Origin of the sequence: Coleofasciculus sp. H7-2 (assembly GCF_042747725.1) — a bacterium.
Classification (GTDB): Bacteria; Cyanobacteriota; Cyanobacteriia; order Cyanobacteriales; family FACHB-T130; genus FACHB-T130.
In genome coordinates this window covers 177,849-192,620 of record NZ_JBHZGO010000110.1, presented here as the reverse complement: position 1 = coordinate 192,620, position 14,772 = coordinate 177,849, and the positions used below count along the sequence as shown (strand labels likewise).

Annotated in this window: 10 protein-coding genes; 2 read left to right on the top strand and 8 right to left on the bottom strand. The window is 45.0% G+C overall.

Going from position 1 to position 14,772, the window contains the following annotated elements:
- Positions 1-34: 34 nt before the first annotated feature.
- The 6 genes from ACFW2W_RS25395 to ACFW2W_RS25370 all read right to left on the bottom strand — a co-directional run bounded on the left by ACFW2W_RS25395 (position 35) and on the right by ACFW2W_RS25370 (position 9,833).
- Positions 35-457, bottom strand: coding sequence for an HNH endonuclease (locus ACFW2W_RS25395; protein ID WP_378184551.1), 423 nt, complete (start codon positions 455-457; stop codon positions 35-37).
- Positions 454-816 (bottom strand): hypothetical protein, encoded by a 363-nt coding sequence (locus tag ACFW2W_RS25390; RefSeq protein ID WP_378184550.1) that lies wholly within the window; start codon positions 814-816, stop codon positions 454-456. Before ACFW2W_RS25390 ends, ACFW2W_RS25395 begins: the two co-directional genes overlap by 4 nt.
- A 113-nt stretch (positions 817-929) precedes the next feature.
- Positions 930-4,286, bottom strand: coding sequence for an ATP-binding protein (locus ACFW2W_RS25385; protein WP_378184549.1), 3,357 nt, complete (start codon positions 4,284-4,286; stop codon positions 930-932).
- 245 nt (positions 4,287-4,531) lie between these two features.
- Positions 4,532-7,159 (bottom strand): ATP-dependent chaperone ClpB, encoded by a 2,628-nt coding sequence (gene clpB / locus ACFW2W_RS25380; RefSeq protein WP_378184548.1) that lies wholly within the window; start codon positions 7,157-7,159, stop codon positions 4,532-4,534.
- A 159-nt stretch (positions 7,160-7,318) separates the two neighbouring features.
- Positions 7,319-8,083 carry a Uma2 family endonuclease gene (locus ACFW2W_RS25375; protein WP_378184547.1) on the bottom strand — a complete coding sequence of 255 codons (765 nt, stop codon included), beginning with the start codon at positions 8,081-8,083 and terminating at the stop codon, positions 7,319-7,321.
- A gap of 250 nt (positions 8,084-8,333) precedes the next feature.
- Positions 8,334-9,833, bottom strand: a complete 1,500-nt coding sequence (locus ACFW2W_RS25370) for an HlyD family efflux transporter periplasmic adaptor subunit (RefSeq protein WP_378184546.1) — start codon at positions 9,831-9,833, stop codon at positions 8,334-8,336.
- A 93-nt stretch (positions 9,834-9,926) separates the two neighbouring features.
- Between ACFW2W_RS25370 and ACFW2W_RS25365 the strand changes: the two genes are divergently transcribed.
- Both ACFW2W_RS25365 and ACFW2W_RS25360 read left to right on the top strand, forming a co-directional pair.
- Positions 9,927-11,927: a hypothetical protein gene (locus ACFW2W_RS25365; RefSeq protein ID WP_378184545.1), complete on the top strand. Its 2,001-nt coding sequence runs from the start codon at positions 9,927-9,929 to the stop codon at positions 11,925-11,927.
- A 466-nt stretch (positions 11,928-12,393) separates the two neighbouring features.
- On the top strand, positions 12,394-12,978 hold the full coding sequence (locus tag ACFW2W_RS25360; RefSeq protein ID WP_378184544.1) for a hypothetical protein: 585 nt from the start codon (positions 12,394-12,396) through the stop codon (positions 12,976-12,978).
- Positions 12,979-13,030: 52 nt separating this feature from the next.
- On the opposite strand, the gene ACFW2W_RS25355 is transcribed toward ACFW2W_RS25360, so the two are convergent.
- Positions 13,031-13,906 carry an SDR family oxidoreductase gene (locus ACFW2W_RS25355; RefSeq protein WP_378184542.1) on the bottom strand — a complete coding sequence of 292 codons (876 nt, stop codon included), beginning with the start codon at positions 13,904-13,906 and terminating at the stop codon, positions 13,031-13,033.
- A gap of 49 nt (positions 13,907-13,955) precedes the next feature.
- On the bottom strand, positions 13,956-14,735 hold the full coding sequence (gene xth, locus ACFW2W_RS25350; RefSeq protein WP_378184541.1) for an exodeoxyribonuclease III: 780 nt from the start codon (positions 14,733-14,735) through the stop codon (positions 13,956-13,958).
- Between the last annotated feature and the right edge of the window lie 37 nt (positions 14,736-14,772).

Genomic DNA, 14,772 nt, shown 5'->3' with positions numbered 1-14,772 from the left:
GATCGCTGATGCTCACTACAACCGAATACCTGCTCTAGTCAGGCAAGTTGAACATCTCAGCTTCTATGAGAAGCTTACGCTCTTCAATTCTGTCAGAGCGGTTGAGTTGTACTAGGCGAACCGTCACGCGACCTTTGGGTGTTAGGGGGATAAACTCAGCATCACTTAGTCGAAAATGCTCATGCCAGCTATCTCGACGAGGATTGTAAAGTGGAACGACTTCGCCCGTCTCTAAATCGATCGATGCTATATCGCTCCCCTTATGCTTGTTGCAAAGCACACATGAGAGCGCCAAGTTATCAGCTTCGGTTAATCCGCCATGCTTTTCGGCAATGATATGGTCTATTTCGTGAGGAGCGAATGCAGTAGCATCCGAAATCCAGCAATATTCGCAGCATCCTTTAGCACGATCGTAAACGAGGCGTCGTAGTGTGGATGGGATGTACGTGCTGCTCATCCTTGACTCAATTTCTTGAGTTTTAGGTATGCTTTCGCCTTCGCCATCCGGATTAGGTGTTCAAGGTACTGATACTGTTCCCAACTCTTTGCTTCAGCAAGCGTTAGACTTTGGGTGCGGTTCTTCTCTAGCAGACTACTAATCTGAGCTTGCAGTGCTTCGGAGGGACGCAGGGCAATAATTTCTTCGGGTGTGGGGAGCGTTGCTAAAAACTCCAATATTTCGGCTACACCTGCAAAACCCGTTTGAGAACTTGCGTTCAACTCACGCAGTCCCAATTCCAAGATTTGTGGTAGTTTGTCTCCTAGCGAACTCAGTTGCAATACCAATTCTTCGGGGAGATCGAGCGTAATCTGCATTATGACCTCTTTGAGGTTTTGAAATAACTATAACAACCGTGAGTACTCCCATACAGTGGAGAGATAGATAAACAGCGATCGTAGTTTTTATGAAGTAGGTATAAAGCAGAGTATTACTTGTCGTTAATTGCTTCCGCCCCTGACCATCCCTCTGGCACTCCAGATTTTTGATATAGTTCGCAGCGCGAGATATAAAGCCTAGCTGCTTTATCTCCAGCATTTATTTGTAGAACTTCCTGAAATATGTATTGTGCTTGAGCGAATTGTTGCTGATAATAAAGCTTGACAGCTTCTTCAAAGCTAGTTCTAGTTTGTGTCTTTAACTGTTGAAGTAGCTCTGTTCCATCATACACTTCAAATACTGCCACTGCTATTTTTTTTCCCTGCACCATAACTCTATCCAAAAATCTATAGCTGTACTGTTCTTCATGATTCAAACTAGATAGAGTTTGTTCGCTAATTACAATATCCGCACCATAAAGCTTTGTTAATCCTTCCAAGCGGGAGGCTAAATTAACTGCATCAGAAATTACTGTACCTTGCATTCTCTCTGGTTCGCCAACAGTTCCCAGCATTAAACTACCAGTATGTAAACCAATGCCAATAGCAATAGGAATATCACCTTTCTGTTGTCGATACTCGTTATATAAATTAACTTGTTTTTGCATTTCAATAGCACTTTTTACAGCATCATCTGCTGATTGAGGAAATAGTGCCATGACTGCATCTCCAATATATTTATCAATAAAACCATTGTTGGCACGGATTGCTGGACTGACTCTACTCAAGTAATCGTTGATAAAATTGAAGTTTTCATGGGGAGACATTGCTTCTGATAAAGTTGTGAAAGAGCGAATATCAGAAAAAAGAATTGTCATATTTTTCTGAACTTGGTCGCCCAATTTAACATCAACAATACTCTCGTGTCCCAGAAAGCGCAGAAACTCATGAGGCACAAATCTACCATTAGCAACATTAATCTTTGCTAAGCGAATATGCGTCTTAATTCGTGCCAACAACTCATGTTTAGAAAAGGGTTTAGTTAAATAATCATTGGCACCTGAAGTAAATCCTTCTACTAAGTCGGAAATTTGATTTTTTGCTGTTAGCATTACTATAGGTAATTCACTAGCTAAAAATTTTTGACGAATCTTTTGACATACTTCATATCCCGTCATCCGGGGCATCATCACATCGAGTAAAATTATATCGGGCTGGAAACCATTCTCTATAATTGCCAAAGCTTCTGCGCCATTGGTAGCTTGAGTAACAGAAAAATTTTGCAAATAAAGATTGTTAAGAAGTACCTGAATATTAATTTGCTCATCATCAACAATTAAGATTTTGAAATCTCCACCATTAGCTACTAGCGCTTCGGCAATAATAGTTTCATCGGCTAACTCTTGTGGTTGAATATATGCTTTGATGGACGATACTTCACTGCTAGCAATTTGGTTCTGAGATATGGGCAAAGTAAAAGTAACCTGAGAACCTTCTCCAACTATAGAAGTGACATAAATATTACCGCCGTGTAATTCTACCAATTGTTTCGTAACGGCTAAACCCAAACCTGTACCGCCATAAACCCTAGCAGTAGAACCATCTACTTGTTCAAAAGATTCAAAAATTCTATCTAACTTATCTTCTGGAATACCAATACCAGTATCGGCAACAGTAATTGCTAAGTATTCTATTTGTTGATAATTAACAGTTTTGGCTGATACTTCTACAACACCAGCATCTGTAAATTTAATGGCATTACCAATTAAGTTATAAAGAATTTGTTGCACCCGATTTTCATCAGCATCTACTAGGGGAACATCAGAACCGATTCCGTTAATCAACTGCAATAGTTTTTTACCAACTATAGATCGAGAAAGAGTGATAACTACATCAGTAACTTCTTTCATACCTACAGGTTTGATTTGCAGTTGAATATTTTTGTGTTTTAACTGAGAAAAATCGAGAATATCATTGACTAAATGAGATAGTCTTCTACCGCTGGCTGCAATTGTGACAAGATTAGTAATAGTTTTTTCTGGTAATTTTCCCGTAACACCATCAATTAAAGATTCAGCTATGCCGATAATGCCATTTAGTGGAGTGCGGAGTTCGTGGGAAGTATTGGCTAAAAATTCGTCTTTAAGTTTATCTAATCGCTGCAATTCGGCATTTTTTGATTCTAAAGTACTAAAGTACTCTTGCAATTGAAGAGCCATGCTGTTAAAAGCTTTAGCTAAAACACCGAGTTCATCGGCTCTTTCCAGGTTGATACTTTGGTCAAACTGTCCTTCTGATAGAGCAGTAGCCGCATCCTTCAGCCGTAGAATGGGCTGAGTAATCCAACGGGATGTGAGAATGCCTACTCCGGTGGCGATCGCTAAGGCGGTTAGACATAGTAAAACAGTGCTGCGAGTGTTAGCGTTGATTTGCTCAATAAAATCTGACTCTGGAATTACTACTACAATTAACCAGTCCAAACCTTTATCATCTTCTAGTGGCAGCAGTTCTATAAATTCCCGCTTGCCTGCTATTTTAAATTCAAGTGACAGTGAATGTTGAATCAGGTTTTTGTCCTGAAAGTTTGCGGCTAAATACTGTGCTGTAGCTCTAGTTAAATTATTACGGCTATCTGTAGCTTTAATTCGTTCGGCTCCATAGTCTTTTTGAATACGTTGAAAAGGCTGTTCTCCGGTTGAAGTTGCCACTAATATTCCCGATCGTTCGATAATAAAAGTTTGTCCGGTTTTACCAATCTTTAGACTTTGCAGAAAACTGCCGATTTTTGATAGGTTGATATTGGTAAGCAATACTCCCTGCAATTTGCCTTGTTTATTATAGAAAGGCATAGATGCACCCAGATATAAAGTTAGTCCTGCTGTATTGGGATAAATGTCACTCCAAGTTGGTTTACCAGCCGCTACAGCAGCTTTATACCAAGGACGAGTGCGGGGATCGAAGTTAGTTTTGTTGTTGAGTAGTTTTAGTTTCTTGCCAAATTGATTTGTAGAATAGGTGCGAAAATCGTAGCCATTCGCTTTAGTCGAGGTTCTAATTGTTAGCAAGCCATTATCGAGCCGTTCTACTCCCAGAATGTCCTTTTGCTCTAAGCCAATTCCAGCGAATGTTAGGCTATCGAATATTTGGATTTGTTGCCAGAAATGACGTTTTAATCCAGCATAATCTTGCACGTTCAATTGACCAAGACTAATAGCAGCAGCGTTGCTCCGATTAACTTGATGAGGAATAGCTAGATATGTACGCACGTTCTCCTGAATATGCTGGCTGATTTCGCTTCGCAACTGCCAAGCTAAGTCATTTACTGCCTTTTGTCCGTTTCTAAATGAGAGATAGCCGACAAGCCCCACTGTTGCTGAGATTTGGATGATGAAGGGGACGACAAGAACCAGGCGGAGGGGGACTTTACCGGAAATTTTAGAAACGGAACGGGTCAGAGATTTAGGTAACATAATGGCGATCGCTAATTAATTTATGACCGACGCACCTATTGATATTGTTGAGTGAGCAAAATCTCTTACCCTCACAACCAGAAAATTTCGGCAATTGCGAGAGCTACCCGCTCATCTGTCCTTGGATAGATTCTGCCTATTTTAAATGCAGCAAGCAGTTAACCTTAATAAAAAAACAAGATTCCCCAGCTAAATTCAGGATTTAGCTGGGGAATCTTAAAACTTATTTGCCCAGAGGTGAGGAATTAGGTAGATTGAGCGGTTAGCAACTCAACTGGCAAGCGCTTGAAGGCAAGGCGCTCATTTTCCACATCGACAAAGATGGTGTCGCCGTCGTTGAATTCGCCTCGCAATATCCCTTTAGCGATTTGCGTTTCCAATTCCCGCTGAATAGCACGCTTCAAGGGACGCGCTCCATAAACGGGGTCGTATCCTACTTCTGCTAAAAAGTAAAGGGAAGCATCGGAAAGTTTGAGAGACATCTTGCGATCGCTCAACCGTGATTCGAGTCGCTTGACTTGCAACTGGACAATCTGCCGCAATTCCTGCTTGTTCAAGCCGTGGAAGATAATAATCTCGTCGATCCGGTTCAGGAACTCCGGACGGAAACTCGTCCGCATCGCATCCATCACCCGACTCCGCATTTCTTCGTAGCGGGATTCATCGCTGGCAATATCTAGGATGTACTGCGATCCGATATTGCTAGTCATGATAATGATCGTGTTCTTGAAGTCTACGGTGTGACCGTGAGAATCGGTAACGCGACCATCATCAAGAATTTGCAGCATAATGTTGAACACATCCGGGTGTGCTTTTTCGATTTCGTCGAACAGCAACACCGCGTAGGGACGACGCCGGATGGATTCCGTCAGCTGTCCGCCTTCGTCATAACCGACATAGCCGGGAGGCGCACCAATCAAGCGAGAGACGCTGTGCTTCTCCATATACTCGGACATATCGATCCGTACCAAGGAGTTTTCTGTATCGAACAGGTAAGCCGCCAAGGCTTTTGCCAATTCTGTCTTACCGACGCCCGTGGGACCGAGGAAAATAAAACTAGCCGTCGGGCGATTCGGATCGGCTAAACCAGCACGCGCCCGCTGGATGGCATCGGCAACTGCTGTCACCGCTTCGTCTTGCCCAATCACGCGCTTGTGCAGTTCATCTTCCAATTGCAGAAGTTTTTCTTTCTCCGATTCAACGAGTTTGCTGATGGGGATACCAGTCCACTTGGAAATGATTTCAGCGATATCGGATTCGGTGACTTCTTCCCGTAAAAGCGACTTACCACTTTTTTGAGTTTGAACGAGTTGGGCTTCTGTCTGTTCTAGCTGATGTTGCAACGCGGTCAACGTGCCAAATTTTAGCTCAGCAGCTCGGTTAAGATCGTATTCTCGTTCCGCTTGTTGAATTTCCACATTCACCCGGTCGATTTCTTCTTTCAGGGTTTTGCGGCGTTCGAGAACATCTTTTTCAGCTTGCCACTGTGCATTGAGCGTCCGTTGTTCTTCTTTGAGATCGGCAAGTTCTTTTTCTAGTCTTTGTAACCGTTCTCTAGAAGCAGGATCGCTTTCTTTTTGCAGCGATAGCCGTTCCATTTCCAACTGGAGGATCTTGCGGTCGATTTCGTCGAGTTCCTCTGGTTTGGAGGTACTTTCCATCTTCAATCGTGCCGCCGCTTCATCTACTAAATCAATCGCTTTATCTGGGAGGAAGCGATCGCTAATATATCGAGTAGATAGCGTCGCTGCCGCCACTAACGCACTGTCAGAAATTTTCACGTTATGGTGCGTTTCGTAGCGATCTTTCAATCCCCGCAGAATCGAAATCGTATCTTCTACGCTGGGTTGATCGATATAAACTTGTTGGAAACGACGTTCTAGCGCGGCATCTTTTTCGATGTATTTGCGATATTCATCCAGGGTTGTCGCACCGATACAGCGCAATTCACCCCGCGCCAACATCGGTTTGAGCAAGTTACCCGCATCCATCGCGCCTTGAGTCGCACCCGCACCAACAACGGTGTGGATCTCATCAATGAACATGATAATGCTGCCCTGAGAATCGGTGACTTCCTTGAGAACAGCTTTCAAGCGTTCTTCAAATTCACCCCGATATTTGGCACCAGCAATTAGCGCACCCATATCTAAGGCGATGAGTTTGCGATCGCGCAACGACTCCGGCACATCCCCACTGACAATTCGCTGTGCCAAACCTTCAGCGATCGCCGTTTTACCCACCCCCGGTTCCCCAATCAGGACGGGGTTATTCTTGGTGCGACGCGAAAGAATCTGAATCGTGCGGCGAATCTCATCATCGCGCCCAATTACCGGATCTAACTTCCCTTGACGGGCGAATTCTGTCAAGTCGCGCCCGTATTTTTCTAACGATTCGTACTTGCCTTCTGGATTTTGGTCAGTCACTTTTTGGCTCCCACGAATTTGGGCGATGATATCTTTAAGTTTGGCTTCATCCAGTCTAAATTCTTGGAATAACGCTTTCCCAAAGCGCTCATCTTTGGGATAAGCCAGCATCATGTGTTCGATGGAGATGAAGTCGTCTCCATACTCTTTGCGAAACGCTTCAGCCCGATCCAGCAGAGAATCCAAACTGCGTCCGACATAAACTGAGGTGCTACTACCGGAAGTTTTTGGCTGACGCTTGATGAAATCTTCCGTGCGTTCTCTGACTCGCGGCACATTCACACCCGCTTTGTTAAGAATACTGCTGACGAGTCCTTCTTGCTCCAGCAGTGATTTCATCAAGTGTTCGCTTTCAATTTGTTGCTGCTGGGCAGATTTAACAATATCTGGGGTGCGAGTGATGGCTTCCCAGGCTTTTTCTGTAAATTGGTTGGGGTTAGTTGGTTGCATGAGGAGTTACTCAATTAATGAACCCTAGAGACACCCATAACATACAGAAATTAGCAGTTCATCTCTTTTATGGCTGTCCCTATGAGTCATTGTAGGTAGACTGGCTACACTCCTGGGATCGGTGTTCACGGCTTTTGTGATAGGTATCTCCGTCCCTTTTTAGGCTTCCGGTTCAACTCCTAGCGCCCGTAACTGTGCTGCTAATCGCTCGGCGCGTTGGCTTTCTTGCTCGGCGCGTTGGCGCTCTTGCTCGGCGCGTTGGCTTTCTTGCTCGGCGCGTTCGTAACCCGTCAACAAAAGATTTCCTTCTCGATCCCACCAGCGCAACCAAGGCAGCGTAGCATTTTGATATTCACCCTGCCAAATTCCCAACTCTACTCCTAGCAGTGAAATTGGATAGTGTCCCCGCTCGTTAGCACTGAGGAGTTCATAGCGATTTTCTATCAAATGATACACCTCAACACTGGCTTTTTTCACTTCATAAATGCCGTAAAATGCCGGACGAATTACCGTTTCATAAACCCAAAATTTGCCAGTTATCGGTGTAGTGTCTCGTTCTTCCGTTCCATCGGCAGAAACAAATTCTAATACAATCGACGGAGGAATGAACTCTTGCCACAAGACATAAGAACGCCGAAGTTCACCATTGAGCGTTGGCGGAACATTGGGTACATAAAACCAATCTGGTGCTTCCGCACCTCGCTCTGGTGGTTCGGCAAGCCGCCAGTAAATCCCGGCATCTTGTCCAATGCAGTATTGTCCATCCGAATGAAGTTGCTGCAAAACGGGCAACAGAGAGTCAGTCAGCAGAATACTTTGAGGGTGTTCTTGGAAATTTTTCACAAATGTGCCATCAGAGTCTGGCAGCTGGGTGTGGTCGGGTAAACTTAAGCCTAAGTCTGACTTGGGAACAGCAGAAGTCATAAGATTATCTCAAAAATCTACTACATTTAAGCTCAACTTTATCCATTCAAGCAGCGCCAAGCAGATTATTGGTTAAAAATTCCCGTTAAGACTGGAGAACTTTTACCATTTCGGTTAGTTCGGGCAAAGCGGCGTCACTACAGCAGCAAGAAGTTCTAGAGTTGCTCTCTTGACGATATATTTTTTTAGCTCTTAATGCCAACTTTTTATTAATCACTGCCTTTTGTTGGTGCAAATGGATACAGCCGAGCTAAGACCTCACCGAAAATGCCTCGCCAAAGCGGCGAGTAACGGGTTCAATTAAGAAAGTGAGAACTGATTTCCTGCGGGTAATAATTTCTCCAGTTGCCGCTATACCTGGAGTAAATGTAACTTCTTGATTTTGCACCTGAATTGAATGTTTTTTAAGTTTAATTCGGGTAGGGAAAACTAAGCCTAAGTCTTGGTCAGCGATCGCATTCGGACTCACTTGCACCACCTCACCCTCAACCGTGCCAAATTCCTGAAACGGGAAAGTAGCCATTTTGACTTTTGCCTTCATTCCCTTACGGATAAAGCCAATATCGCGGTTGAGGACTTTGACTTCTACCAACAATTCTTCGGATTCGGGAAGTATCGATAACAACTCCTCTCCCGCCTGTACTGGCCCTTTGGTTGCTTTAATACTGTAGACTGTCCCCGTAACCGGAGCGGTGATGGTTTCTACTTGTCGCTGCTTTTTCGCCGACTCCAACTGACCGGCAACGGTTGTCAGTTCTTCTTGGCGCTTATTCAACTCAGTGAGAATATCACTCTGACGCTCGGACTTCAAACGCTCTGCCTGATTGCGAGCCGATTGATACGCTTGTTCAGCTTGGCGAATCGCTTGCGCTTGAGCAGCGATATCTTTTTCTAGGGAGGTGATTTTGTCGTGAACTTCCGTAACTTTATTTTGAACATTCGTAATATTATCTTGTGCTGTGGTGACTTCGGCTTGCGCTCTGACGACTCTCTCTTGTGCGTCCACGTAATCGAGTCGAGGGACAGCACCGGGAATTAGGAGAGTGGTGAGCGCCTTTTGTCTGGTTTCAGCTAAGGCGAGGCTGTTGTTGGCTTCCTTGAGAAGGCTTTTGCTATTGGCGAGGTTGGTTTCGGCGTTGGCTTTGTTAATTTTGGCGTTGGCGAGGTTTTCTTGCAGACGGGTGAGGCGAACTTTGGCTTCATTGATGACTGCAATTTGGCGATTTGCTTCGGCGATCGCCGCCGCTCTTTTGGCTGAAAAATCTTGTAGACGCGCGGTTAAAAGCTGGTCTTGCAAAGAGGTTCCCTTCGTTGTAGAGCCAGTGCGTTCAGCTTCGAGACGTCCTAAATCTTCCCGAATTAGCTGGGTAGATTTGGCGAGACGGTCAACTTCGGCTTGTGGCAGGTCGGGGTCGCGTTCGATGAGGATATCGCCTTTTTTAACGCGATCGCCTTCTTTGACTTTTACGGCTTTGATGACGCCTCCTCCTAGCGATCGCACGGGTCGCACTTGGGTTGAGGCAATCAGTTCGCCATTCGCCACCGCTACTTCATCGACCTGGCTCCCGTATGCCCATGCGATCGCTCCAAATACCAGTAAGCTGATGCTTGCTGCCAATAATCGCGTGTACAGTGGTGGCAGTTCTTGCACTGCTTTACCTAATTCGTAGGAGAGGGAATCTTCTGGATTCGCTAGTTGCTGTCTTGTTTGACGAGCTTGAGCAGGTGTTGAAGTTAGGGGCGATCGCATATAATTTCGGTACTAAAATATAGGGTTGTCACATCTGCCTTGGAGCTTCAGCTTTGTCGGCGTACTTGATGATTCATATTGTGGGACAAGCTAATGTTAAATGGATTTAAATTCTCAAATGAGCGCCAGCTTTTAAGTGCAGATTTCCCCAATTCTGCACCGCTAGAATTCGATTCAAAAATAGCCGGAATCTGGTCAGGATTTAGAGGGCTGAGCGATCCGCTACAGCAAAGAAGTCTATTTAAAAGTAGCGCGATCGCTGCGGCTTCTACCGTCAGTGAGATCGGCGGTACAATTGACAGCACCGACCTGAAAAACCCCATCCGTGGAGGCAGCCTCCGGGATGACTATCTGTTGACTGGGATTAGCGCCGCAGAGCAGGTGGAGGTGAAACTAGACTCCACAGAATTTGACGCCTACTTGCAAGTAGTGAATGCCTCCACGGGAGCGGTTGTTGCCTTCAACGATGATTTTGAGGGTCTGAACTCTCAACTGACTTTTACAGCCGCTCAGGGCATTGATTACATTGTTCGAGCCACGACTTATGAGCCGGATGCTACTGGCAACTATACCCTCAGTAGCAATTTGGGAGTCCTAAAACCAGCGTCTCCCATCAGTGGAAACCAAAGCTTCAGCGGCGCGATCGCGAGTAGCGACGCAAGCAACCCCATTCGTGAGGGCAGTTTTTACGATGGCTATGTGTTAAGCAATTTAGTTGCCGGTCAGCAGGTGCAGGTAAACCTTGATTCGCCTAGCTTTAATGCTTACCTGCAAGTGGTGAATGCTGGAACCGGAGCAGTTGTTGCAGAAAATAATGATTTCAGCGGTACAAACTCCCAGCTAACTTTCACGGTAGCTGAGGGCATTGATTATATTCTGCAAGCTACAACTTTTGAAAAGGGTGGGACTGGCGGCTACACCCTGACGACTAAAATTGCGAGCATTCCAGACCCTTTAGATCCCGGTAATACTTTGGGAACTGCTGAAGCTCAAACTTCAGAAGTTTTCTCGCGCAATCAACAAGTTAACGCAAGCGATCGCGATGACTTTTACAGCTTTAATGTTGCTCAATCTGGTATCTTTACCGCTAATTTATCTGCATTGAGTGGTGATGCCGATGTCCGACTAATTCAAGACAGCAACAACAACGGCGTCATCGATCAAAGCGAAGTTTTAGGTTGGCAATGGGAGCGCGGGACTGGCAACGAATCAATACGTCGTTTCCTCAGTGCTGGCAATTACTTTTTGCAAGTAATGAGCTACAACAACCAAACCGCTAACTATTCTGTGGCGACTACTTTCACTACTGCTACCAGCGATCCTCTCAGTTTTTCAATCAAAGTCAATTTTGGTCAAGGCTTGGGTAGTTTGAATACAGAGGCTCTCAATGCCATTACAGAAGCTGCGAAAGTTTGGGAAAAAATTATTCCCTACAGCACCTTTAGTAATTCCCAAATTCTCACAATTGATGTTACGGGGGATACTTTTGGGGAAGATGAATTTCTGGCTTTTGCGGGACCAAAAACTTTAGCCCTTGATGCTTCTGGTAATCAAATGACGATATCAGGAGCTTCAACGATTAACACGAGCTTGGCAAATACATACAACAACAATCCAACTTTCTTACAAGAAACGATGGTGCATGAGTTTGGTCACGTTCTAGGAATTGGAACGCTTTGGTCAGGTTTTGGACGCGATCTAATTAATTTTTCCGAGGCGACGTATAGTGCTAACACCTATGCAGGTTGGGCTTATGGAGAATTAAAAGGTACATTTTTACAAACTGCTGTTCCCGTTGAAAAAAGTCTGTTTGGTCATTGGGATGAAGATGTCTTTGACAATGAATTAATGTCACCTATTGCTGAAAAAAACTCTGAGTTATTGAGTCAATTAACAATTGCTTCTTTAAAAGATATTGGGTGGAATGTGAACTATGGGGGAGCTGAATCTTACACTCTACCTGGATTCAATACTGCTTCAAACTCATTAAATGCTAATGCTTCGCTGATTAATTCATCTTTTCCTTTACGCTGTGGCTGTGGCGCTCACTTAGCATCTTCGAGCTTAGCCGAGCATATACAGCAATCCTTTTAGTTTGTTTTAACTCAGATATTGCACCATTCTCAAGTTTGCCCAAATTCCGCCTTGAACTTAAGTTCAAGGCTCATAGCTCAAGTCCATTGAAATGGACTGAAATGCTTACTCTACAGGAATTACGCAAAGCTTATACATATAGCATTTTGTAGGGGCAATCCCCCTGTGGTTGCCCCCAAATGTGGTGCTGTTGCGTAAGTCCTGCTCTACTCAGTCTTCTCTTATAAGACTTGATTCTGTTAGCCGTTGGGTTTAAACCCCTTGCGGGTAATGCGACTGGGGCAAGATGTCAATTTTAACAAACTTGAACTTTCAGCCCGTTCGCGCTAGCGTTCCCGAAGGGTGCTTTAGTTCAGACTTGAGCGCAGGGCAAAACTTAAGTGCCATTCCCTTTAAGAGTTAGAAACCTCTGAGGAGCTTTTGAGTCAAATTTGCTATGTTCCAAAATCCTGGGAGGAAGTCTTTTATGGATTTTATAACCTGCGTGACTTGCATAACGCTAGGAACTCATCCCCAGTTACTTCCTGAGATCGCAAAATCAGACATAGTAGATTGGGTTGAGGTAACGAAACCCAAAAATCCTTTTGAGTTGGGTTTCGCGATCGCTCAAACCAACCTACTCTCTTCCCCTCAACAAAGCTTAAACAGGGGAAAGCAAATTGGGATCAATTCTCAAAGAGCGAATATGACGATGACAATCAAGTTACTTCCCTACGAAATTTTAGCGGGGACAGCAATTAGCTATGCTGATATTTCCCTGGCTTTTACCAATACATCTAAAAAAAATCAGTTGATTGAAATTAGCCAGATAGAAATTGTGCCAGCGAATTCCGAGCAAGTTCTCATGAGTGCAACTCCCCAAGAATTGGAACGTCCCGCGAAAGTAGTGCTACCAGGAGAAAGCCAAGTATTAGAGTATCGCCTCAAATGCAAATCGAAAATTTATCGGCGGGGTGAGAAAGCGATCGCTCGCATTCACTATCAGCTAAATGGTCAACCCCAAACCGTTGCTCAGTCAGATTCTCAAGCAGTTGCCTTTATGATTCCTTAAAATCATCAGACAAATCTGAAGCACGGTAACAGCTGCGTCTGGCGGTACAAAATCAAGTACCCAGGTAACGGCGCAAAAAAGCTTCTAGGGATTCCATCTTCATCCCAAAAATCGACTCTAAATGCTCAACTTCCTGGGATGTGCAGAAAAATTCATTGTCCAGTAACGTGCGGAGAGTACCCAAGGCTTTAGACGCTTGAGGATTCAACAATCCCAGCGCCCCGCGTACCCCATCAAACACCAATAGCGGTGGGTTAATCACGATCGGTTCCTGGTTGAAGATGCGACTGAAAATACGAGGAATATCTTGGCGCTGGAGGATATCTGGACCTCCCACAGGTAAAATTTGATTCCGGGCACCTTCAACATTTACGGAGTCTACGGCAATCCTCGCTAAGTCATCGGTACTCACAATCGAAGTCCGACTTTTGGGATCGCCGATGAGCAGATAAATCCCAGTATCTCGAAACCGTTCTGCTAGGGGTAAAAGGTTGGAGGCAAAACCTGAAGGGCGCAGGATAGTGTAATTGAGTCCGCTGGCTTGCAGATACTTTTCTACTTCCCGCTTCGCCTTAAAGGATGGTGCGTCTTCGTACCCGCGATCTGCTCCCAGTACCGAAATGAAAACAAAGTGCTGGACGCCAACTTCTTTTGCCCGGTCAATCAGTTCAATATTGGCTCGGTAGCCTAACGCTTGGGCATCGCCCTCACCCCCGTGAGCGCTGATAATGTACTGAACGCCTTGGCAAGCTTTTTCGATATCTTTATCGCGCTGCAAATCACCAATAAAGATTTCCGCTCCTCGGTGTTCCAGCTCGCTGTAACGGGATGTCAGGCGGACAAATGCTCGCACCAGCATTTCCCTCTCCCGCATCAGCCGCACAATTCGGCGTCCGAGTCCTCCTGTGGCTCCAGTTACTAAAAACATGATCTTAAGTTCCTAATCAATTTTGGGTGTTGGATTGATGCTGGAAAATCTAAAATTCTACAATCACGGGGGTATGGTCGCTGGGTTTGGGCAATTTTCTAGGGGAGCGATCGATGGTGCAGCTGGATGAACGTTCGTAAAGGTCTGGCGTCAAGTAGTGATGGTCAATCCGCCAACCCCAGTTGCGTCGAAACGCTCCGGTTCGATAGTCCCACCAGCTGAAGTGTCCTGTTTCTATTGTGAATTTTCTAAAGGCATCTGCCAAACCCAACTCTAAAACGCTGCTCAAGGCTTGACGCTCTAGATCGGATGCCATAATCCGACCTTTATAACTTAGTGGATCGTGAATATCTCGGTCTTCGGGAGCAATATTGAAATCGCCGCAGACACAGAGGGAACTGGGCTGTTTTTCTAGCAGTGCTTGCAGATACTCGCGCAGGGCTTTAAGCCAAAGCAGTTTGTATGCGTATTTCTCGCTACCGACGGCTGAGCCATTGGGCACGTAGAGATTAATGATGCGGACACCCTCGATAATGCCAGTAATTACCCGCTTCTGTTCGTCAAAATCCTCTCTACCCAAAATTGGGGTAAATCCGGTGCTGACATCCTCAAGGGGCGAACGGCTGAAAATGGCAACACCGTTATAAGATTTTTGACCAGAAATGTAGAGGTGAAGCCCTAGTGCCTCAAAGGGCGATCGCGGAAAATCCTTATCTACCACTTTAGTTTCTTGCAGACACAGGACATCTACAGGATTATCCTGCAACCACTGCACCACCTGCTCTAAGCGAGTGCGAATCGAATTGACGTTCCAAGTAGCAATCTTCATGGGTTATTCATGATTGGTCATTGGTCATTGTTCATTA

Bases quoted from the DNA above. Each gene is read 5' to 3' on its own strand.
- ACFW2W_RS25395 (WP_378184551.1), bottom strand. From the start codon at position 457: ATGAGCAGCACGTACATCCCATCCACACTACGACGCCTCGTTTACGAT.
- ACFW2W_RS25390 (WP_378184550.1), bottom strand. From the start codon at position 816: ATGCAGATTACGCTCGATCTCCCCGAAGAATTGGTATTGCAACTGAGT.
- ACFW2W_RS25385 (WP_378184549.1), bottom strand. From the start codon at position 4,286: ATGTTACCTAAATCTCTGACCCGTTCCGTTTCTAAAATTTCCGGTAAA.
- clpB (WP_378184548.1), bottom strand. From the start codon at position 7,159: ATGCAACCAACTAACCCCAACCAATTTACAGAAAAAGCCTGGGAAGCC.
- ACFW2W_RS25375 (WP_378184547.1), bottom strand. From the start codon at position 8,083: ATGACTTCTGCTGTTCCCAAGTCAGACTTAGGCTTAAGTTTACCCGAC.
- ACFW2W_RS25370 (WP_378184546.1), bottom strand. From the start codon at position 9,833: ATGCGATCGCCCCTAACTTCAACACCTGCTCAAGCTCGTCAAACAAGA.
- ACFW2W_RS25365 (WP_378184545.1), top strand. From the start codon at position 9,927: ATGTTAAATGGATTTAAATTCTCAAATGAGCGCCAGCTTTTAAGTGCA.
- ACFW2W_RS25360 (WP_378184544.1), top strand. From the start codon at position 12,394: ATGGATTTTATAACCTGCGTGACTTGCATAACGCTAGGAACTCATCCC.
- ACFW2W_RS25355 (WP_378184542.1), bottom strand. From the start codon at position 13,906: ATGTTTTTAGTAACTGGAGCCACAGGAGGACTCGGACGCCGAATTGTG.
- xth (WP_378184541.1), bottom strand. From the start codon at position 14,735: ATGAAGATTGCTACTTGGAACGTCAATTCGATTCGCACTCGCTTAGAG.